23 protein-coding genes are annotated in these 20624 nt (G+C 66.3%); 11 read left to right on the top strand and 12 right to left on the bottom strand.

Annotated elements, in window-relative coordinates:
- The first annotated feature begins 104 nt into the window (after positions 1-104).
- The gene (locus tag AC07UW_RS10225; RefSeq protein WP_312108295.1) at positions 105-1244 is read left to right on the top strand and encodes a hypothetical protein; all 1140 of its coding nucleotides are present in this window, start codon (positions 105-107) and stop codon (positions 1242-1244) included.
- 131 nt (positions 1245-1375) lie between these two features.
- Here the strand turns inward: AC07UW_RS10225 and AC07UW_RS10220 are convergent, their stop codons facing one another.
- Positions 1376-1603 carry a hypothetical protein gene (locus AC07UW_RS10220; protein WP_033832409.1) on the bottom strand — a complete coding sequence of 76 codons (228 nt, stop codon included), beginning with the start codon at positions 1601-1603 and terminating at the stop codon, positions 1376-1378.
- 537 nt (positions 1604-2140) lie between these two features.
- A complete protein-coding gene (locus tag AC07UW_RS10215; protein ID WP_495211980.1) occupies positions 2141-2635 on the bottom strand; it encodes a MarR family winged helix-turn-helix transcriptional regulator in 495 nt (164 codons plus the stop codon).
- Positions 2636-2764: 129 nt separating this feature from the next.
- On the opposite strand from AC07UW_RS10215, the gene hppD reads away from it, so the two are divergent.
- Together hppD and hmgA are read left to right on the top strand one after the other, a co-directional pair.
- Positions 2765-3877, top strand: a complete 1113-nt coding sequence (gene hppD / locus AC07UW_RS10210) for a 4-hydroxyphenylpyruvate dioxygenase (protein ID WP_170919610.1) — start codon at positions 2765-2767, stop codon at positions 3875-3877.
- 78 nt (positions 3878-3955) lie between these two features.
- The gene (gene hmgA, locus AC07UW_RS10205; RefSeq protein ID WP_495211979.1) at positions 3956-5254 is read left to right on the top strand and encodes a homogentisate 1,2-dioxygenase; all 1299 of its coding nucleotides are present in this window, start codon (positions 3956-3958) and stop codon (positions 5252-5254) included.
- A 124-nt stretch (positions 5255-5378) separates the two neighbouring features.
- On the opposite strand, the gene AC07UW_RS10200 is transcribed toward hmgA, so the two are convergent.
- Entirely contained in the window at positions 5379-5915 is a 537-nt protein-coding gene (locus tag AC07UW_RS10200) for a hypothetical protein (protein WP_447945663.1), read from the bottom strand.
- Between the two features lie 122 nt (positions 5916-6037).
- On the opposite strand from AC07UW_RS10200, the gene AC07UW_RS10195 reads away from it, so the two are divergent.
- Both AC07UW_RS10195 and AC07UW_RS10190 read left to right on the top strand, forming a co-directional pair.
- The gene (locus tag AC07UW_RS10195) at positions 6038-6682 is read left to right on the top strand and encodes a hypothetical protein (protein WP_495211978.1); all 645 of its coding nucleotides are present in this window, start codon (positions 6038-6040) and stop codon (positions 6680-6682) included.
- A gap of 73 nt (positions 6683-6755) precedes the next feature.
- Entirely contained in the window at positions 6756-7715 is a 960-nt protein-coding gene (locus tag AC07UW_RS10190; RefSeq protein WP_495211977.1) for a sodium:calcium antiporter, read from the top strand.
- A 108-nt stretch (positions 7716-7823) separates the two neighbouring features.
- Here the strand turns inward: AC07UW_RS10190 and AC07UW_RS10185 are convergent, their stop codons facing one another.
- The 8 genes from AC07UW_RS10185 to AC07UW_RS10150 form a co-directional block, all read right to left on the bottom strand.
- Positions 7824-8210 carry a Na+/H+ antiporter subunit G gene (locus AC07UW_RS10185; RefSeq protein WP_025874597.1) on the bottom strand — a complete coding sequence of 129 codons (387 nt, stop codon included), beginning with the start codon at positions 8208-8210 and terminating at the stop codon, positions 7824-7826.
- Positions 8207-8491, bottom strand: coding sequence for a K+/H+ antiporter subunit F (locus tag AC07UW_RS10180; RefSeq protein WP_025874598.1), 285 nt, complete (start codon positions 8489-8491; stop codon positions 8207-8209). Before AC07UW_RS10180 ends, AC07UW_RS10185 begins: the two co-directional genes overlap by 4 nt.
- Positions 8488-8994, bottom strand: coding sequence for a Na+/H+ antiporter subunit E (locus AC07UW_RS10175; RefSeq protein WP_134833195.1), 507 nt, complete (start codon positions 8992-8994; stop codon positions 8488-8490). Before AC07UW_RS10175 ends, AC07UW_RS10180 begins: the two co-directional genes overlap by 4 nt.
- Positions 8991-10526 (bottom strand): monovalent cation/H+ antiporter subunit D, encoded by a 1536-nt coding sequence (locus AC07UW_RS10170; protein ID WP_025874600.1) that lies wholly within the window; start codon positions 10524-10526, stop codon positions 8991-8993. The genes AC07UW_RS10175 and AC07UW_RS10170 overlap by 4 nt, the downstream gene beginning before the upstream one ends.
- Positions 10523-10900, bottom strand: coding sequence for a Na+/H+ antiporter subunit C (locus AC07UW_RS10165; protein ID WP_025874601.1), 378 nt, complete (start codon positions 10898-10900; stop codon positions 10523-10525). Before AC07UW_RS10165 ends, AC07UW_RS10170 begins: the two co-directional genes overlap by 4 nt.
- Complete coding sequence (locus tag AC07UW_RS10160; protein ID WP_032976643.1) at positions 10900-13728, bottom strand: monovalent cation/H+ antiporter subunit A; 2829 nt, start codon at positions 13726-13728, stop codon at positions 10900-10902. Before AC07UW_RS10160 ends, AC07UW_RS10165 begins: the two co-directional genes overlap by 1 nt.
- 332 nt (positions 13729-14060) lie before the next feature.
- Positions 14061-14546 carry an Mpo1 family 2-hydroxy fatty acid dioxygenase gene (locus AC07UW_RS10155; protein ID WP_495211976.1) on the bottom strand — a complete coding sequence of 162 codons (486 nt, stop codon included), beginning with the start codon at positions 14544-14546 and terminating at the stop codon, positions 14061-14063.
- 137 nt (positions 14547-14683) lie between these two features.
- The gene (locus AC07UW_RS10150) at positions 14684-15610 is read right to left on the bottom strand and encodes a phosphoribosylaminoimidazolesuccinocarboxamide synthase (RefSeq protein WP_336022148.1); all 927 of its coding nucleotides are present in this window, start codon (positions 15608-15610) and stop codon (positions 14684-14686) included.
- Positions 15611-15754: 144 nt separating this feature from the next.
- On the opposite strand from AC07UW_RS10150, the gene AC07UW_RS10145 reads away from it, so the two are divergent.
- The 6 genes from AC07UW_RS10145 (at position 15755) to yegS (ending at position 19668) form a co-directional block, all read left to right on the top strand.
- On the top strand, positions 15755-16084 hold the full coding sequence (locus AC07UW_RS10145; protein ID WP_025874605.1) for a J domain-containing protein: 330 nt from the start codon (positions 15755-15757) through the stop codon (positions 16082-16084).
- 57 nt (positions 16085-16141) lie between these two features.
- Positions 16142-16816 carry a ribulose-phosphate 3-epimerase gene (rpe, locus tag AC07UW_RS10140; protein ID WP_025874606.1) on the top strand — a complete coding sequence of 225 codons (675 nt, stop codon included), beginning with the start codon at positions 16142-16144 and terminating at the stop codon, positions 16814-16816.
- A gap of 57 nt (positions 16817-16873) precedes the next feature.
- Positions 16874-17353 carry a GNAT family N-acetyltransferase gene (locus tag AC07UW_RS10135; protein WP_495211975.1) on the top strand — a complete coding sequence of 160 codons (480 nt, stop codon included), beginning with the start codon at positions 16874-16876 and terminating at the stop codon, positions 17351-17353.
- A gap of 26 nt (positions 17354-17379) precedes the next feature.
- Positions 17380-17967 (top strand): hypothetical protein, encoded by a 588-nt coding sequence (locus AC07UW_RS10130; RefSeq protein ID WP_033832404.1) that lies wholly within the window; start codon positions 17380-17382, stop codon positions 17965-17967.
- A gap of 201 nt (positions 17968-18168) precedes the next feature.
- A complete protein-coding gene (locus AC07UW_RS10125; RefSeq protein ID WP_495211974.1) occupies positions 18169-18660 on the top strand; it encodes a hypothetical protein in 492 nt (163 codons plus the stop codon).
- Positions 18661-18735: 75 nt separating this feature from the next.
- Positions 18736-19668 carry a lipid kinase YegS gene (gene yegS, locus AC07UW_RS10120; RefSeq protein WP_080149678.1) on the top strand — a complete coding sequence of 311 codons (933 nt, stop codon included), beginning with the start codon at positions 18736-18738 and terminating at the stop codon, positions 19666-19668.
- 8 nt (positions 19669-19676) lie between these two features.
- Here the strand turns inward: yegS and AC07UW_RS10115 are convergent, their stop codons facing one another.
- Complete coding sequence (locus AC07UW_RS10115; RefSeq protein WP_336022139.1) at positions 19677-20600, bottom strand: ankyrin repeat domain-containing protein; 924 nt, start codon at positions 20598-20600, stop codon at positions 19677-19679.
- Positions 20601-20624: the final 24 nt, after the last annotated feature.

Below are 20624 nucleotides of genomic sequence, written 5' to 3'. Positions count from 1 at the left end.
CCCGCTGCCCGCACATCCACGCGTGGCGTGGATCTACAGATCATTACCCTTCGGCCGTTAATGGCAAGGACCTCACTGCGCCACCCGGCGCGACCGGAGCGCCCATGCACAGCGACCACGCCGAACGCCTGCCCGAACCTTCCAGCCCGTTGGCCGAAGGAGAGGCACCCGATGGCGTGAGCCTGCCTGCGCAGGAAGCCCTGCTGGATGACGCCGGCACCGGCGAAGACACGCTGGAGTTGGCACCGCCGCGGCATCGGCTGCCGCAGATCGCCCTGCCCGACAACGTGGTGCTGAAGGGCGCGGTGCAGAAGCTGGTGGAACAGAAGGCGCGGTTGGATCGACTCGCCGCCGAGGGACAGCTGGCCGGCCTGCTGCCGCCGGAATGGCACGGCAACGGCGTACGTGCGATCGACCTGTCCAGTTTCGTGCAGGGCGTGCTGCCGTTCCTGCAGCCCGCTGAGCGTGGTGAAACCGCACCCGCCCGCCTGCCGGTGCGCCATGTGCTGGGCGACGACAGTCGCTGGGGCCTGGCCGACGTGCCCGAACCGAAGTCACTGGCCTGGTACCTGGCCAGCGACGACCGCGCCAACGCGGGCAGCAAGGATGTCGCCGAGGCCTATCTGGTCGGCGCGCTTGGCCTGGCCTGGATGCAGGAAGGGCGCAGCCGCCCCGGCTTCCTGCGTGCGATGGACCAGGACAGCCTGGCGGCCCGGGTGACCATGCTGGGCTACCCGCCGCCGAGCGAGCTGGCGTTGTACAGCGTGACCGCACACGGCCAGCCACAGATCTGGTGTGTGCATGGGCGGCGCAGGCTGCGCCCGCTGGTGGCGCCATGGCTGAGCGTGCCGCTGCTGACCGCCTATGGCGTGCCGGCACCTGTGGCGTGGCCGGGCAGCTTCCCGCCCGTCGAGGCCGTGGCCGAGGCGATTGCCGCCGCCCGTCCGGGCAAGCTGCTGCCGGAAGTGGATCTGGGCAGAGTGGTGGCGAAGATCGCCGAAGATGCGTCGTCCGAAGCGTGGCAGCCGGTCAGCCTGCTGCAGCTCAACACCTGGTCGCCGCGCTGGCCGTTCTTCCTGGGCACCTTCGTCGGCCTGCCGTCGCTGCTGCTGGTCACGGCCGCACTGGCGTTGCCCGGGGCAGTCGAAGCGGCCACTGTCGCCGCCTCGCTGGGCTTTGCCGGTGGCGCCATCGGCGCGCTTGCGGTGCCGTGGATCCATGCACGGCGCAAGCATCTGAGCTGATCGAGTGGGTCATCCACGCATGGCGTGGATCTACTGGGAAGCGCCATAGCGCACCCACATATGGTGCGGGTCCATCCGTGTGCGTGATGCGGTAGATCCACGCCATGCGTGGATGCTCCTCCATCCGCCTCTCAGGGTTCGGCAATCACCCGCAACGCACTGGCATAGCCCTTGGCGAGACTGGTCAGGTCAAGCAGCCGGTTCAACGACAGCAGCAGGCCTGGCTGGCAGGCCTTCAGACGATGATGCTCAAGCCAGGCCTCGGTGACGGTTTCCAATGTGGCCAAGGCCTCATCGATGCGCTGCAGGTCGGCATCGCGGTCGATGGGCCCGGTGGTGGGGTGATGGGGGCGTGTCATGGCGAAGCTCCGTAGCGGGCCGCCGGGAAGGCGGCAGGCGATGCGTGGTTGAAAGACCGCTCAAACGCGAAAACGGTGGGCACTAGGCCCCACGCACCGCCCGCCATAGGGCAGACCCGGCTGCAGAATGGCGCCCACCGTAAGATGGGCACCATGGGTGCAGCGTCGTTACGCGTTTGAGTGACGGGCTTTCAACCCCGGCAGCGGAGCGCCGCTGCGTTCCCACCCTCAGGCCTGTGCAGCCCGCCGTCCAATAGGCAATGCCACTCGATACGCGAATGTCGATACAGCCGCTCTGTCGGTCAGGACTCTACCGGCCCGATGTCGAAACATCAGGTGGTAAACGCGACACGTTGAGTCGAACCCGGCCGAAAGACCGTTCGTCGGCGGGCCATGAACACCGCGCGTCGCACGTCATCAATGGCCTGCGTCTGATCCCTCACCGCGCAGCCCGCGACATCATCCACGCATGGCGTGGATCCAAGTGTCGACCAAGGTCGACACCTACCAAGGGCGGCGGGGGGCGCCGCCCCGGGGTCAGCCCCCTTCGCCCATCCGCTCCAGGCCATCGCCGGCCAGGCGCAGGATCAGCTTCTCCAGCACCTGCTCCTCTTCCTCGCTCAGCACCGACATCAGCTTGCGGGTGATCTCGATCACCATCGGCGCGATCGTTTCGTATACCTCGAACCCCGCCGCCGACAGCGCCAACACCGAACGGCGGCGGTCATCGCCATGCGTCTCACGCTTGATGAAACCGCGCTCCAGCAGGCGGGCCACCGCGCGGCTGACCGCGACCTTGTCCATCGCCGTGCGGTCGGAGACCTCGCTGGCCGACGACCCGGGGTACAGCGCCAGGATGGTGATCACCCGCCACTCCGGAATGGCCAGGCCATAGCGGTCGCCGTACAGCTTGGCGATGTTGCCGCTGACCCGGTTGGACAGCACGCTCAGCCGGTACGGCAGGAACTGTTCCAGGTCGAGCAGGACGTGGGAGGCACGCAGGCGGGTGGAAACGGGATCGGCGGGGCTCATGTTGCGGTGCACCTTGCTGGTGGTTTCAAGTGTAACTATAAGTGTTGGGTCCGTACCCTGCATTCTCGCCGGGTCCAACCCCGCCCGCACCTGGTTTGTGCCGATGCGGCACCGATTCGGAGCCACGCCATGAATACCGCAGTCCCGTCCGCCTCGCATCCCAACCCCGGCATGCAGGTCACCACCTTCGAAAACCCGATGGGCATCGACGGCTTCGAGTTCGTCGAATTCGCCGCACCGGCCGGCCGTGGCGCCGAGCTGCACGAGTACTTCCGCAAGATGGGCTTCAGCGCGGTGCTCAAGCACAAGCAGCGTCCGATTACCGTCTATCGCCAGGGCGACGTCAACTTCCTGGTCAATGAAGACCCCGATTCGTTCGCCGCCGACTTCGCTGAAAAGCACGGCCCGTGCGCATGCGGCTTCGCCATCCGCTTCAAGAAGCCGGGCGCGGAGGTCTACCAGACCGCGCTGGGCAATGGCGCCGAAGCCATCGCCTTCAAGCCGGAGAGCAAGGCGGTGAACGCCCCGGTCATCAAGGGCATCGGTGACTGCATGCTGTACCTGGTGGACCGCTACGGCGATGCCGGCAGCATCTTCGATGGCGACTACGAGCTGATCGCCGGCGCCGAGCTGCGCCCGAAGGGCTTCGGACTGACCTTCATCGACCACCTGACCCACAACCTGTACTTCGGCAACATGCAGCAGTGGTCGGACTACTACGAGCGCCTGTTCAACTTCCGCGAGATCCGCTACTTCGACATCAAGGGCCTGAAGACCGGCCTGGTGTCCAAGGCGATGACCGCGCCGGACGGCATCGTGCGCATTCCGCTGAACGAGTCGTCCGACCCGAAGAGCCAGATCAACGAGTACCTGGACGCGTACAAGGGCGAGGGCATCCAGCACATTGCCTGCTTCACCGAGAACATCTATGAAACGGTCGAAGCCATGCGCGCGCAGGGCGTGGATTTCCTCGACACGCCGGAGACCTACTTCGATGTGATCGACCAGCGCGTGCCCAACCACGGTGAGGACGTCGCCCGCCTGGCGAAGAACAAGATCCTGATCGACGCCGATCCGGAAACCCACCAGCGCAAGCTGTTGCAGATCTTCACCCAGAACTGCATCGGCCCGATCTTCTTCGAGATCATCCAGCGCAAGGGCAACGAAGGCTTCGGCGAAGGCAACTTCACCGCGCTGTTCGAGAGCATCGAACGCGACCAGATCCGCCGCGGCGTGCTGTAAGGTTTCCACAACGGCACCTTCTCCACCGGTAGCGCCGGGCCATGCCCGGCGGCTTTCCCCAGGCTTCCAGGAACCCCCATGTCTCCCTCCATCACCGCCCGCGGCTACCAGTCCGGTTTCGGCAACGAGTTCGCCAGCGAGGCCGTGCCCGGTGCGCTGCCCGTCGGCCAGAACTCGCCGCAGAAGGTGGCTCATGGCCTGTATGCCGAGCAGCTGACCGGTACCGCATTCACCGCACCGCGCGGCAGCAACCGCCGCAGCTGGCTGTACCGGATCCGCCCGGCGGTTACCCACGGCGAGTTCACTCCCTTCGCGCAATCACAGCTGCAGTGCGATTTCGGTGCGCAGCCGGCTTCGCCGAACCAGCTGCGCTGGAGCCCGCTGCCGCTGCCGGAACTGCCCACCGATTTCGTCGAAGGCCTGTACACCATGGGCGGCAACGGCTCGCCCGAAGCGCATGCCGGTGTCGGCATCCATCTGTACGCAGCCAATCGTGACATGGTCGGCCGCTACTTCTACGACGCCGACGGCGAACTGCTGATCGTGCCGCAGCTGGGCAGCCTGCGCCTGCTGACCGAGCTGGGCGTGATCGAGATCGAACCGCAGCAGATCGCAGTGATTCCGCGCGGCGTGCGCTTCCGCGTCGAGCTGCCGGATGGCCCGAGCCGTGGCTACATCTGCGAGAACTTCGGCGCACTGCTGAAGCTGCCCGACCTGGGCCCGATCGGCTCCAACGGCCTGGCCAATCCGCGCGACTTCGAGACCCCGCATGCCGCGTTCGAAGACATCGACGGCGATTTCGAGCTGATTGCCAAGTTCGATGGCCGCCTGTGGCGCGCCCCGATCAATCATTCGCCGCTGGACGTGGTGGCCTGGCACGGCAACTATGCGCCGTACCGCTATGATCTGCGCCGCTTCAACACCATCGGTTCGATCAGCCACGACCACCCGGATCCGTCGATCTTCCTGGTGCTGCACTCGCCCAGCGACACTCCGGGCACCAGCAACATGGACTTTGCGATCTTCCCGCCGCGCTGGCTGGTGGCGCAGAACACGTTCCGTCCGCCGTGGTTCCACCGCAACATCGCCAGCGAGTTCATGGGCCTTGTGCATGGTGCCTACGACGCCAAGGTCGAAGGCTTCGTGCCGGGCGGTGCGTCGCTGCACAACTGCATGAGCGGCCACGGGCCGGATGCCCCGACCTTCGACAAGGCCTCCAATGCGGACCTGTCCAAGCCGGATGTGATCAAGGACACCATGGCCTTCATGTTCGAGACCCGTGGGGTGATCCGCCCGACCGCGCAGGCGCTGGCAGCAAGCCACCGGCAGGGCGATTACCAGCAGTGCTGGAACGGCCTGCGCAACAATTTCCGTTGATCGTCCGCATCCACGCATGGCGTGGATCTACCGGGAAGCGCGATATCGCGTGCACGCGTGACGTGGATCCATCCGGGGACGTGATGTAGTAGATCCACGCCATGCGTGGATGCTGTTCACCGGTTCAGGCAATGGCCGTGAACGCGCTGCAATGCTCCACCGGCAGCGCCTCCATCAGCCGCTGCCGCACGCGCTGGCAGTATCCTTCCGAGGTCAGCGCCGGCAGCACCTGCAGCGCCGATTGCATCACCTGCAGCACCTCGCCTTCGGCACGCGCCTGCTGCAGGTCGCGGAACAGCGCCGCTGCGTTGGGATGCCGCTGCATCTCCAGGATTCCCAGCACATAGATGCGCGCGGCGACCAGCGAGCGGCGGCGCTCGACCGGCGCCGCAGAAGCGGCAGTGACTGACGGCGCCAGCGGAGCCGTCATCGCAACCGGCGCAGGTGGCGTGGAGGCGGGTGCGTCCGCAGCGGTCACCAGGTAGCCGCCCTGGATCAGCTGGATCACCATCGCTGCCGCGTCCTGCCCAAGCAGTGCGGTCAGCTCGGCGATGCTGCGCTGGCCATCACACAGGATCAGCAGGCGTCGCTGGCGCATGTCCAGCGGTGCGCGGTGGGCCTGCAGCGCGGTTCGGGCGAGGTCGGTCTTGCGCGGTTGCATGGGGGACAGCCAAGTCGGTGCTTGCCCAGCCTGAATGAGGGCGATGAAACCGCGATGACAATGCAGCGCCTGCACGCGCGCTGCGGTAGCGTGCACCCACCCTGTGCCAAGGATCCGCACCGATGAAGTACCTCCCGATGGCCGGCCTGCTGCTGTTGTCGTTGGCCGCCTGCAGCCGTAGTCCCGACACCTCCGCACCGGCAGCGCCGCCCGCCGCCACCGCACCGGCGAAGGATGCCTCCGTCCCCGCCGACGCCGATCTGGCCACCGCTTCGCCGGTGGATACGCGCAGCGACAGCCCGGCACGCCTGGATGGCTTCGGCGGCGCCACGCTGGGCGCGGGCATCGCCGAGGTCCGCAGTGGCTTCGGCACCCCCTTGCAGGGTCTGGGTACCGATGCCGCTGGCAAGCCGCTGCCTGCCGACGATGCCAATGAAGGCTGCTACTTCCTGCGCCCGCAGGGGGCCGAAGACCTGCGTCTGATGTTCGAGGCGCGCAAGCTGGTCCGCTACGACGTTCGCAGCCAGGCGATCGTCGCGCCCGGCGGGGGCCGGGTCGGCATGACCCTGGGTGAGCTGCAGGTGCTCTATCCCGAGCGCGCCGACGTAGGCCCGGACAAGTACGACGACAAGGCCCAGCACCTGCGCGTGCGCCCGGCGCAGGAGGGTGCGGCGATCATCGACTTTGCCCTCGGCGCTGACGGCAAGGTCGGCGCCTGGCGGGTCGGCAGGACCCCGCAGGTGGACTACGCCGAAGGCTGCGGCTGATCGGCCATCCTCGGCTCACCCGCCGCGGGTGGGCCGAGCGTAGAATCGCGCCACGACCGCTGGGGAGCGCCCGATGATCGCTATTGCCATTGCCTGGTTCCTGCTCGGCCTGCTGTTGCTGGCCCTGGGTGGGGACTCCATCGTCAAAGCCGTGTCCGGCCTGGCGCAGCGTTTCGGCGCCAGTGCATTCACCGCAGGCCTGCTGTTGCTGGGTATCACCACCTCGCTGCCGGAGCTGGTGGTCAACGCCCGCGCGCTGGTGGTGGGCCAGCCGGAGCTGGCCTTGGGCAATGCCGTCGGCAGCAGCGTGGTCAACCTCGGCCTGACCCTGGCGGTGGCCGCGATGGTCGCGCCGTTGCTGCTGCGCGCGCGCCTGCAGGCCGTGCTGTGGTGGGGGCTGCTGGCCGCGGGCCTGCTGTTGATCGTGTTCGGACTCGATGGCCGCCTGCTGCGCTGGGAGGCCGGCGTGCTGGTGGCCGGGTTCGTGGTGGTGCAGTTCCTGCTGTTGCGACGCGGGCGCCATGAGAGCGCCGAGGTACAGGCGATCATTGCCGAGTCGGCCCTGAGCCGCACCAGCCTGCCGTTGAACGTGCTGCGCCTGCTGGTTGCCGCACTGGCGTTGTATTGGGGCGCGCGCCTGGTGGTCGGTGCCGCCGCTGATTTCGGCGCCGCGCTGGGCTGGACGCCGCTGCTGGTGGGTCTGCTGCCGGTGGCGATCGGCACTGCGTTGCCGGAGGTGGCGGCCGCGGTCGCGGCAGCACGCCGTGGTCACGGCGACATGGTGCTGGGCCACGTGCTCGGCTCCAGCGTGGTCAACCTGATGCTGGTGATCGGTGCGATGGGGCTGCTGCAGCCGCTGGCGTTGCCGGCCTCGTTCGTGCGCCTGGAACTGCCGGCGCTGCTGGCCTTCGCACTGGTGCTGTACCCGATGTTGCGAGGCGACCTGCGCATCAGCCGCATCGAAGGTGCGGTGCTGCTGGGCGCGTTCGTGGCCTGGCTGGGGCTGGAAATCGCGCTGGTCACACCGGTCTGAGGAAGTGCCGGCCGCTGGCCGGCAACCTCGGCGAACTCGCAGCCAGGCATGGCCTGGCTCTACTGGCGGTTATCCGGGGTCGTGCCGACCAACGGTCGGCACCCACCGTCAACGCGCGGTGGTTTCCTCTTCCCGCTCCGGTTCCGGCGGCGGCAGCTGCTCGTCTTCGGCCCGCTCGTTGCCCGGCAGGCTGGGGCGCGTTTCCATCAGCAGCGACAGTGCGGCCTTGGCCATCAGGTGCGCGCTGATCGGTGCGGTGATGAACAGGAACACGGTGATCAGCAGCTCGCGCGGCTGCGGGTCCTGGCCCAGGAAGATGTGGTAGCACACCGAGCACACCAGCACGCAGCCCACGCCCAGCGTGCTGGCCTTGGTCGGTGCGTGCAGGCGCTTGAAGAAGGTGGACAGCTTCACCAGGCCCAGTGCGCCGACCAGGATGAAGAAGCAGCCGAACAGCAGCAGGATCGACAGCGCGATCTGGATGAAGGTGATCATTCGACGATGTCCCGGCGCAGCACGAACTTGCTCAGCACCACGGTGCTGCCGAAGCCGAGCATGGCGATGATCAGTGCCGCCTCGAAGTAGATCGCCGAATTGAGGTACATGCCGAACAGCATCAGCTCGGCGATGGCGGTCACCGACAGCGTATCCAGTGCAAGGATGCGGTCGGGCACGGTCGGTCCGCGCAGCAGGCGCCAGGTGGCCAGCAGCATGGCCAGGCCGACCACGTGCATGCACACCACCAGGGTGGTCTGGATGATCTGGAATCCAGTCATGGGAAGATCTCCATCAACGGGGCTTCATAACGGCGCTTGATCGTGTCGATCAGCTCCTGCGGGTCTTCCAGGTGCAGCACGTGCACCAGCAGGAATTTGCGGTCGTCGCTGAGTGCAGCCGACACCGTGCCGGGGGTCAGGGTGATCATGCTGGTCAGCGCGGCGATGCCGTGGATGTTGGCGATGTCCAGTGGCAGCCAGATGAAACCGGGGTGGATGTTCTTTTCCGGGCCCAGCACCTGGATGGCCACGCGGATATTGGACATCAGGATGTCCCACAGGGTCACGAACAGCAGCTTCGGCAGCGGCCGCAGGGTGCCGATGCGGGCGAACTCGCGGTCCAGGCGCGCAGCGAACAGCGGAATCACCACCCCCAGCAGCACGCCCAGCAGGAACTGGCCGAGCGTGAAGCTGTCGGACATCAACAGCCAGAACACCACCACCATCACGCTCAGCGCGGGCGAAGGCAGCAGGCGGCGGATCGGGGAACGCTTGGCGGTCATGGCTGGCGGATCTCCGGCGTGGTCGCGCGCAACTGCTGCACGTAGTCGCCCGGCTGCAGCAGCTGGGTGGCGATGGCGTCGGTGTGCTGCATCAGCGGGGCTGCGAACAATGTCATGCCGATGCCGTAGGCCAGCAGGATGCAGGCGGCAAACAGCTCCACACGACGCAGCGGCGCCTTGCGCGGTGGCGGTGCATCGGGATCGGGCAGCGGCACGCGCCAGAACAGGCGGATGCCGCCGCGGGTCAGGCCCATGATGACCAGCAGGCTGCTGACCAGCACTGCGGTCCACACCGCGCCGGTGTACTGCGCCGGCATGCCGGCCAACAGCGCGGCCTTGGCCAGGAAGCCGGACAGCGGCGGCAGGCCGGCCACCGACACCGCTGCGATCAGGAACAGCACGGCCGGGGTCTCCTTGCCGGGCATGGGTGCGATCACTTCCTTGCGGTCGCTGGCGCCGCCACGGCGGCGTCGGATCAGGTCGGCGACCAGGAACAGTGCGGCGGCGACGAAGCTGCTGTGCGGCAGGTAGTACAGGCCGGCCGACAGCACCTCAGGCGTACCCACCGAGAAGGCGATGAACAACGTGGCCGCCGAGACGATCACCAGGTACGAAATCAGCACGCGCAGGCGCGCGGCGGCCAACGCGCCCAGGCCGCCCAGCACCAGCGTCGCTACGCCGGCCCACAGCAGCCAGTCGCGGCCGTAGCCGGCCATCGCCCCCGCATCCTCGCCGAACCACAGCATCTGGATGCGAAGCACGGCATACAGGCCCACCTTGGTCATGATCGCAAACAGTGCCGCCACCGCAGCCGGTGCACGCGCATACGATTCGGGCAGCCACAGGTACAGCGGCATCAGCGCGGCCTTGGCACAGAACACCAGCAGCAACAGGCCCATCGTCGCCTTCACCAGGGTCAGCTGCGCAGGCGGCACTTCGGCGATGCGCTGTGACAGCTCGGCCATGTTCAATGAACCCAGCGATGCGTACAGCAGGCCGAGTGCGATCAGGAACAGGGTCGAGGCGGTGACGTTGAACACCACGTAGTGCAGGCCGATGCGCATGCGCAGGCCACGGCCGCCACTGAGCAGCAGGCCGTAAGAGGCGATCAGCATCACCTCGAAGAACACGAACAGGTTGAAGATGTCGCCGGTCAGGAAGGCGCCGTTGAGGCCGACCAGCTGGAACTGGAACAGCGCATGGAAGTGCGGTGCGCGCCGGTCCCAACCCGAACACGCATGCAGCAGGCAGGGGATGGCCAGCAGCAGGGTGGTCAGCAGCATCCACGCCGACAGCCGGTCGGCCACCAGTGCGATGCCCAGGCGTGACGGCCAGTCACCCAGCAGGTACACGCGGATGTCGCCGCCTGCGGTGTCGGCGAACAACAGGCCGACCACCACCGCCAGCGCGCCCAGCGCGGTCCACGCCACGGCGCGCTGCACCTTCGGCCCATAGCGGCGGTGTTCAACGAACAGCGACAGCGCAGCGCCGAGCAGCGGTACCAGGATCGGCAGGATCACCAGATGATTCATGCGCGGTCCTCGCCCCGGCGCGGCGGTGCATCGTCGTCCGGCTCGTGCGCGTCCACGTGGTCACTGTGGTTGTCGCTGCGGCTGCGCATGGCCAGCACGATGCTGACGGCGGTCATCGCAAAGGCAATGACGATGGCGGTCAGCACCAGCGCCTGTGGCAGCGGATCGGTGTAGTTGCCCAGGTGGCTCTCCACGCCTTCCTGCAGCACCGGCGCCTTGCCCTGCACCACGCGGCCGCCGGCAAAGATCAGCAGGTTGGTGGCGTAGGACAGGAAGGTCATGCCGAGGATCACATCGAAGCTGCGCGCGCGCAGCAGCAGGTAGATGCCGATGGCGGTCAGCACGCCGATTGCAGAGGCCAAGGCCAGTTCCATCAGTGCATCTCCCCCGTTCGTGCCGAGCGGCGTTGCAGGTCGATCTCGCCCTTGCGCGCGGTGCGCGTCCGCGAGGGTTTGACGGTGGCCATCATCGACAGCATCAGCATCGCGCCACCGAACACCACCAGGTACACGCCGATATCGAAACCAATCGCGCTGGCCAGCGGTACATCGCCGATCAACGGCAGGTGCAGGTCCAGGTGGCCGCTGGTCAGGAACGGCACGCCGAACAGCATCGACGCGGCGCCACTGAGGATGGCGATCAGCAGGCCGGTACCGATGCAGCGGATGTAGTCGAAGCCGAAGCGTGACTCCACCGAGGCGGTGCCCTGGATCACGTACTGGATCAGCAGCGGCACCGCCAGCACCAGGCCGGCGATGAAGCCGCCGCCCGGCGCGTTGTGGCCGCGCAGGAACAGGAAGATGGAGACCGTCAGGGTCAGCGGGAACATGATCTGGGCCAGATCGGCCGGCACCGGCAGCTTGATCGGCGGACCGGGCATGATCTGCTCCGGCGCCATCCGCGTGCGACGCAGCAGCGCATGCACGACCAGTGCGGCAATGCCGAACACGGTGATCTCGCCGAAGGTATCGAAGCCGCGGAAGTCGACCAGGATCACGTTGACCACGTTCTGGCCGTACGCCTCGGGCAGGGCGCGGGCAAGCAGCTCGCCGGCCATGGTGTTCGGCGGCAGGGTCATCGCGCTGTAGGCCAGCGCGCCCAGGCCGGCACCGGCCACGATCGCGATCAGCGCATCACGGCGCTTGCGCCAGCGCGGCCGCTCCGGGCCGGACTGTGCCGGCAGGTAGTTCATGCCCAGCAGCATCAGCACCAGGGTCACCATCTCCACCAGCAGCTGGGTCAGCGCCAGGTCCGGTGCGGACAGGAACACGAAGGTCAGCGCCACCATCAGGCCGACGCCGCCGACCAGCAGCACGGCCAGCAGGCGCTGCTTGTACATGCGCAGGGTCGCCACCGCGCAGGACATCATCACCAGCCACAACGCCCAGCCCAGCAGCGGTATCGGCTGCGGTCTGGTCCATTCCGGCGAGGCCGGGTTGGCGATGTAGGGCGCGGCGGCGACCACGATGGCCACCAGCACCAGGCCCAGCAGCATGCGCTGCAGGCTGCCGTTGGCGATGCCGGCGGTCAACCGCTGCGCACCGGCCGACAGCAGGTCCAGCTGGTGGTGGAAGACGTTGCGTCCCGGCGTGGTGTTGGTTACCGCGTGCAGATCGATCAGCTTGCGCAGGCCGAAGTAGAGGGCCACGCCACCGACCACGCCAGCGGCGCTCATCGCCAGCGGCAGGTTGAAGCCATGCCAGATCGACAGGTTGTACTCGGGCATCGCGCTGCCGAGGATCGAGGCGGCTGCAGCGTGCAATACCGGGGCCACGGTCACGGCCGGGGCGATACCCACCGCCACGCAGATCACCACCAGGATTTCCACCGGTACCTTCATCCAGCGCGGCGGCTCGTGCGGCACGCGGTCCAGGCCATGCGGGCCCTTGCCGAAGAACGTGTCGTGCACGAAGCGCAGGCTGTAGGCCACGCCGAATACACCAGCCAGCAGCGCGGCGATCGACACCGCCGTGCGCATGGTGTCGGTTCCGCCCGCCGAGAGCGCTTCGGCGAACAGCATTTCCTTGGACAGGAAGCCATTGAGCAGCGGGATGCCGGCCATCGCCAGCGAGGCGATGATCGCCAGCGCGCTGGTGAACGGCATCAGCCTGCGCAGGCCACCGAGCTTGCGCATGTCACGGGTGCCGGTCTCGTGGTCGATGATGCCGGCGGCCATGAACAGCGAGGCCTTGAAGGTGGCGTGGTTGATGATGTGGAACACGCCGGCGACCACCGCCATCGGCGTGGACAGGCCGAACAGCAGGGTGATCAGGCCCAAGTGCGAGATCGTCGAATAGGCCAGCAGGCCCTTCAGGTCATGCTGGAAGATCGCGTTCCAGGCACCGATCAGGAGGGTGATCGCACCGATGCCGCTGACCGTGTAGAAGAACAGATCGCTGCCGGCCAATGCCGGGTGCAGGCGCGCCAGCAGGAACACACCGGCCTTCACCATGGTGGCCGAGTGCAGGTAGGCCGACACCGGGGTAGGCGCGGCCATCGCATGCGGCAGCCAGAAGTGGAACGGGAACTGCGCGCTCTTGGTGAAGATGCCCGCCAGTACCAGGAACAGGGCATAGGGGTACAGCGCGCTGGCGCGGATCTGCTCGCCGGCGGCCAGCACCACGTCCAGGTCGAAGCTGCCGACGATGCGGCCGATCAGCAGCACGCCGGCCAGCAGCGCCAGGCCGCCGCCACCGGTGATCACCAGCGCCATCCGCGCGCCCTCGCGCGCGTCCTGGCGGTGCGACCAGAAACCGATCAGCAGGAACGAGCTGATGCTGGTCATTTCCCAGAAAACCATCAGCAGCAACAGGTTGCCCGACAGCACCATGCCCAGCATGGCGCCCATGAACAGCAACAGGTAGGTATAGAAGCGGTGCGCGTTGTCCTGGCTGCTGAGGTAGTAGCGCGCATACAGCACCACCAGCGCGCCGATGCCCAGCACCAGTCCGGCGAACATCCAGGCCAGGCCATCCAAGCGCAGGGTGAAGTCCAGGCCGATCTGCGGCAGCCACGGCACCATCGTGCGCACCACCTGGCCATCGAGCACCGATGGGGTCAGCCAGGCGAGGATCGCCAGCCCGCCCAACGGCGCCAGCGCCGCCAGCCAGGCAGCAGTCGAGCGCGAACTACGGGGGAAGGCTGCGACAGCCACTGCCATGAGGAACGGCAGGGCCAGCAGCAGGGGCAGGCTGGGGAGCATGCAGGGAATCCATGATTCACGAGCAGGTCAGGGAGCATAACAGGCTGCCAAATGTCGCCGAAACCCATTGAACAGCGATCAATTGCATGTAACGTGCGCTGATTCATTTTTTCTGCGGTGCAGCATGCCGCGCGGATGACCCATCAGGACCCGGTTGGCAGGTCCACCCTACGCCCACGCAGGGACAGTGCAGCCCCTGTCGCACAGGGACCGCCGCCGCCGGGCGGGACAAGGAGAGGAGGTCACCGTGGCAGGCTGGCAGGCGCGCCGTGCAGTGTGGGTGACGGCACCTGCCCGTTCAGGAAACAAAGGCGTCGACGCGGCGACGCAGGTCAGTAGCGCCAGTTGAGCTTGCGATAGGCCTTGGCCATCACCCACGCCGGGCCGATCAGCAGGTAGGTCAGGTCGGTCAGGAAGCTGGGCTTGCGGCCTTCGAACTTGTGGCCGATGAACTGCGCGATCCAGGCGACGACGAATACGCCGATGGCCAGCGAGCGCAGGTTGTGCAGGCCGATTTCCGCTTCCAGCAGCCGGCACAGGCAGCCGAACACGAAGAACTGGATGAGCATGCCGATGCCCAGCGGACGCGACAGCTTGTTGTAGAAGCACCACGCGCTGAACATCGCAAACGCCGACCAGATACCGTACTGGAACCAGGTGATCAGCGGCGGCACGCACCACAGCAGGGCCACCACCGACCACAGGATCGCCGGCACCGCCACCACGTGGATTCGCTGGTTGACCACATTGCGGTGGTCGTCGGAGTAGCTGGCGAAATAGCGGTCGATCGGCCGCGCAAGCTGGGTGGTGGTCTGCATGCGGCCAGCATACCCCGGCCGGGGCTGTCAGTAGAGCCAGGCCATGCCTGGCTGCAGGTTCGCCGAGGTTGCCGGCCAGCGGCCGGCACTACCGCATTCAGAACGCCCCCACCACGCGGGGTGGGGGCGCAGGGGGTTCAGTCGACGCTGATCCCGGCCAGGCGCTGCAGCGCCTCGGCGTACTTGGCGCGGGTGCGCTCGATGATCTCGGCCGGGATGCTCGGGCCCGGGGCGGTCTTGCCCCAGTCCAGCGTCTCCAGGTAGTCACGCACGAACTGCTTGTCGTAGCTCGGCGGGCTGGTGCCCACTTCGTACTCGTCGGCAGGCCAGTAGCGCGAGGAATCCGGCGTCAGCATCTCGTCCATGATGTACAGGCGACCGTCGGCGTCGGTGCCGAATTCGAACTTGGTGTCGGCCAGGATGATGCCGCGCTCGCGTGCGTAATCGGCCGCGAACTTGTAGATGCGCAGCGTCGCGTCGCGCACCCGCTCGGCCATTTCCGCACCGACCGTCTTCACCATCGCGTCGAAGTCGATGTTCTCGTCATGGTCACCTACGGCGGCCTTGGTCGAGGGGGTGAAGATCGGCTCGGGCAGTTGCTCGGCCTGGCGCAGGCCGTCGGGCAGCTCGATGCCGCTGACCTTGCCGGTGCGCTGGTAGTCCTTCCAGCCGCTGCCGATCAGGTAGCCACGGGCAATCGCTTCCACCGGTACCGGCTTCAGCTTGCGGGTGACCACTGCGCGATTGGCGTACAGGGCCGCGTCCACGCCCTCGGGCAGCACGCTGGCCACATCGATGCCGGTCAGGTGGTTGGGCATCAGGTGCGCGGTCTTGGCGAACCAGAAGTTGGACACCTGGCAGAGCATCTCGCCCTTGCCCGGGATCGGGTCGGGCAGGACCACGTCGAACGCCGACAGGCGATCGGTGGCGACCATCAAGAGGTAGTCCCCCGGTGGGGTACCGGCCGGCAGCCGCTCGCGCGGGATATCGAACACATCACGCACCTTGCCGCGGTGGCGCAAGGGCAGGCCGGGGAGATCGGATTGCAACAGCGTGGTTGGCACGGGCACTCCTGGGGCTTCGTCGATACGGCTGCCCAACGGACCCGGCGGGCCCGCAACTGGTCAGCGGGCGGCCTAGTGTAAAGCGGTCCGGGCCCGCTGTGACGTAAAATGAGCGTCCATTTCGTCGGCCGACCCCGGAGCGCCATGCGCTGGTACGGAAAACTGCTCGGATTCATCGCCGGGGCCCTGCTGTTCCGGCCCAATCCGCTGTTCGGCGCGGTGGTCGGCCTGTTGCTGGGGCATGCCTTCGACAGCGACTGGTTCCGCCTGAACAAGGAGAACCCGTACCGCGAGCTGGGGCTGACCTCCGAGGCCACGGATGCCGAGGTCGAGCGCGCCTACCGCAAGCTGATCTCCCAGTACCACCCCGACAAGCTGGGCGGCGCTGCCCCGGAGCTGCAGCAGCAGGCCGAGCAGAAGTCGCGGCGCATCAACGCCGCCTACGACCGCATCAAGACCCTGCGCAAGCGCTGACCCCATTGCCCCGCCTGCGGGCGGGAGACCCCTTTCCCCGTTCCGAAGGCCCCGGCCATGTCCAACTGCCTCATCGCTCCTTCCATCCTCTCGGCCAACTTCGCCCGCCTGGGCGAGGAAGTCGACAACGTCCTGGCCGCGGGTGCCGACTGGGTCCATTTCGATGTGATGGATAACCATTACGTGCCCAACCTGACCATCGGCCCGATGGTCTGCCAGGCCCTGCGCAAGCACGGCGTCACCGCGCCGATCGACGTGCACCTGATGGTCGAGCCGGTGGACCGCATCATCCCGGACTTCGCCGAGGCCGGTGCCACCTACATCAGCTTCCACCCGGAAGCCTCGCGCCACGTCCATCGCACCATCCAGCTGATCCGCTCGCTGGGCTGCAAGCCGGGCATCGTGCTCAACCCGGCCACCCCGGTGGACATCCTCGACTGGGTGCTGGACGACCTCGACCTGGTGCTGCTGATGTCGGTCAACCCGGGCTTCGGCGGCCAGGCCTTCATTCCGTCGGCCTTGGACAAGCTGCGCGTGGTGCGCCAGAAGATCGATGCCAGCGGCCGTGACATCCGCCTGGAGATCGACGGTGGCGTGAAGGCCGACAACATCGGCGAGATCGCCGCCGCTGGCGCCGACACGTTCGTCGCCGGCTCGGCCATCTTCAACGCCAAGACCAGCTACCAGGACGTGATCGCGCAGATGCGCGCCAACGTCGCTGCAGCGCGCTGACAAAATGGGGACGGAGGGGATTAAGCTCGTTCAATTCCCTTCGTTCCCTCTTCGCCCATGGCACTGCTGAACATCCGCCCGGCCACCGTCGCCGACGCCGGCCTGATCCTTCGGTTCATCCGCGAACTGGCGATCTACGAGAAGGCCGAGCATTCGGTGCAGACCGATGAAATCGGCATCGCCGAAAGCCTGTTCGGCGCGGACGCCACCGCCCGCGCGCTGGTCTGCGAGGCCAACGGTGAAGCCATCGGCTACGCGGTGTATTTCTACAACTATTCCACCTGGCTGGGGCGCAAGGGCATCTACCTGGAAGACCTGTACGTGAGCCCGGAAAAACGCGGCTCCGGCGCGGGCAAAGCGCTGCTGAAGTACATCGCCCGCCAGGCGGTAGCTGAAGGTTGTGGTCGCTTCGAATGGTCAGTGCTGGACTGGAACACGCCGGCCATCGAGTTCTACACCGCAGCCGGCGCCAGACCGCAGGACGAGTGGACGGTGTACCGGCTGGAAGGTGAGGCGCTGAAGGCATTCGCCGGGTAGGCCGTGTCCTGGTGACTGGTGTGCCGATGAAATACGCCATTGCCGCACTCCGCCAGCGGCTGCCGGCCTCGATTGCTGTCTGCAGGCAGGCGCTGGAGGCTGCCGGCGGTGACCTGTCACAGGCGCACGCCTTGGTGGTTGATCAGCTCGTGGCCGATTACGGGCACCGCACAGGGTTGGGGGTCGCCGAGGCCGCCATCGAGCTGCAGGCCGCTGGCCATGACGTGGAACGCGCCATGATGCTTTGGCGTCGCCGCCACCCATCACCGCCACCGCGGCCATTCGCGGCGCTTGAAAAGGGATGGGCGCTGGCAGCGGAGCTGGCTTCGGTGGACACCGGGTTGCGCTGCTTCGCCCATGTCATTCCCGGCGAACAAGACACCTACGAGCTGCGCATGATCACCCATGCCGCACGCTTCACCGAGACCGCCTATGGCTTCGACTACGACTACGCCATGCAGGACGCGCAGACCCGGGTGGAACGCAGGTTCGTGACCGGAATTCCGGCGCTCAACCTTCTGTTGCAGGAGTACGCAATTGATGAAGCGATGTTGTGCAGCATCGATGCCTTCGACAGCTGCCTCCTGCACGGTCCCATCGAGGCTTACCTGTAAGCCGATATGCAGCGCCGCGCAGCAAAAAAAAAGCCACGCCAAACGCTGGCGTGGCCTTGCTGCATGCGTGGGAGGCTGATCCTGCCTCCATCCGTCGTCCCTGCTATGGACTTCCATTCTCCGGGTGGCCGATGACAGGCAGATGACACGATGTCGTCAATGGCCCTGTGGAGAGCAGCGCACGCACACTAGAATGCGTCGATGGAAAATGATGCCGATGTCGTTGCGCTGCTTGAATCATGGTTCCAGTTTGCGGCAGAAGATGCACTGGTCGTTGATCTGGACTCAATCAATACTGAGGCGCTTGGGAATCTCTGCGCATTCTCTCCACCTCCAGAAATGAACCTGGAAGTCGAGCCGGTGGTTGCCTTCATCAACCGGGTTGCCACGCACCGGGCCTCGCAGGTCGCGGGTCACGCAATGACGCTCTACTGCTGGCACGACGCGATGGTGCGCCAGCTGCGCCTGAGTCTGGTGTCATCCGGGCACGGCCATCTGCCATTTGGCTGCCACTACGTTGAAACGACGGATGTCCGCAGCGTTGTGCGAGCCATCGTGGCCGACGATTGGAACAACCCTCGATACATGTGCTTTGAAGAAGACGGTGCCGACGGCGGAATCGATGTCGACACAAACGAGCCGATGTACACGGAAAAGCATCCCCTGAGGGTCGCGGTCATTGCGCTCGGCTGAACGGTTTCGCCGGCTTCACCGGGCCGGTCGCCGGGCGCTGCTAGCCTTGGTCGTCCCCCCTCCTGGAAGCACCGCATGAGCACCCCCCGCTGGCGCCTGATCCTCAACGGCAAGTCCGCAGGCAACGATGACCTGCGCGAGGCCGTGGGCCACTGGCGCGAACGCGGCGTGCAGCTGGAAGTGCGGGTGACCTGGGAGGACGGTGATGCCGAGCGCTATGTCGCCGAGGCCATCGACCACGGCGTGGACGTGATCGTGGCGGCCGGCGGCGACGGCACGCTCAGCGCGGTGGCCGAGACGCTGGCCCATCGCGACGAGCCGGCTGAGGCGCTGCCTTCGCTGGCGCTGGTGCCGATGGGTACCGCCAACGATTTCGCCACCGCTGCGGGCATTCCGGTGGAGCCGCAGGAGGCCTTCGCGCTGATTGCCGGCGGCCACCCACGCCCCATGGACCTGCTGCGCGTCGATGCCGACGGCAAGCCATGGTGGTGCGCAAACCTCGCCAGCGGTGGCTTCGGTACCCAGGTCACGGTGGAAACCGATGCCGGCTTGAAGAAGATGCTTGGCGGACTGGCCTATGTCATCACCGGTATCGCCAAGCTCGGGCGTATCGAGCCGATCATCGCGCGCCTGAGCGGGCCGGACTTCCAGTGGGAAGGCGGGTTCATCGCACTGGGCGTCGGCAATGGCCGTCAGGCCGGTGGTGGCCAGCAGCTGTGCCCCCAGGCACTGATCGATGACGGCCTGCTGGACGTCACCGTGGTGCCGGAGCTGGAGGGTGAAGTCGCAGCCACCCTTGGACAGATGCTGACCGGCGGCAAGGAGGCGGCGCTGGAACGTGTCGCCACGCGCGCGCAGCTGCCGTGGCTGCAGATCGACGCACCGCAGCCGTTGACGTTGAACCTGGACGGCGAACCGGTGCAGGCACGCCGCTTCCGCATCGACTGCGTGGCGGGCAGGGTGCGCATGCATCTGCCGGATGACTGCGTGCTGCTTTCCGGCAGCTGAGACAGGAATCAGAGCAGCGGAATGTCTTCTTCCTTTGTGGGAAAGCCGAAGGCTTCGCGCTTGTCGCGGATGCCTTTTGGCATCGGGGGACGAGGGATGCCCCGGGCGACAAGCCACTGCTGGCACTTCTTCTGCCATGGCAGAAGATCGGGTGTAGTGATGCCCCAGAAGATGTGCTCGGCGATCAGCATTCTGTCGGGAGCGCCGATGGATGATTTCAGCATCACCGTAGGGTCGGCCCCGTGTTCCAGCAGCCAATAGGCATGCTCGAATCCACCCCGGGTGGTGTACCAGCTGAGGACTGTGTCGGCGGTGCCGCGATTGGATTCATTGATGTTCGCTCCATTCTCAATCAGAAGTTTCACGTTCTCCCACTGATTGCCTGCGATGAAGGCTTGAAACAGCAACGTTTCGCCTGCCGAATTCCGCGTGTTGGGATCGCCGCCGTACTTGAGCAGCAACTGCAGGTAGCGCGCGTCGTCCAGCTTTGCGGCGTAGACCATGGCGTTGTTGTAGCCAAGTCTGCGGCCATCCACGACCTTGTAAGCGCGGGCATTTGGATCTGCCCCGTTTTCAAGAAGTGCGCGGAGGCCGTCCAGACTGCCTGTGCGTAGAGGCCAGGCGACCATGGGAATCCCGTCTTCACGCGAGAACGTCTTGTCCGGATCGACACCCTCTTCACCGATGAGGCGGCGAATGGCCTTTGAATCGCCGCTTTCCGTGGCGATGGCAAGCTGCAGAGCCCTTCCCTCAAAGTAGTTGTCTGCTCCATGACTCGATGATGCCGCGCAGCCGCTGATCAACAAAAGTGTGAGACAAGCCGCGGAGATGAGGGCTTTCTGCACACATTTGTGAAAGTGAATGGGCATTATCATCCTGATGATTGGGCTGAAACGTGACATTAGCAAAAAGTTCTGATAATCGATAAGCATCGCGTGCCCAAGCCCGTGCCCGGC

The organism is Stenotrophomonas sp. GW821-FHT02D01, assembly GCF_059421765.1.
The sequence above is the reverse complement of the archived record's forward strand: the minus strand, read 5'-3'. Positions and strand labels throughout refer to the sequence as shown.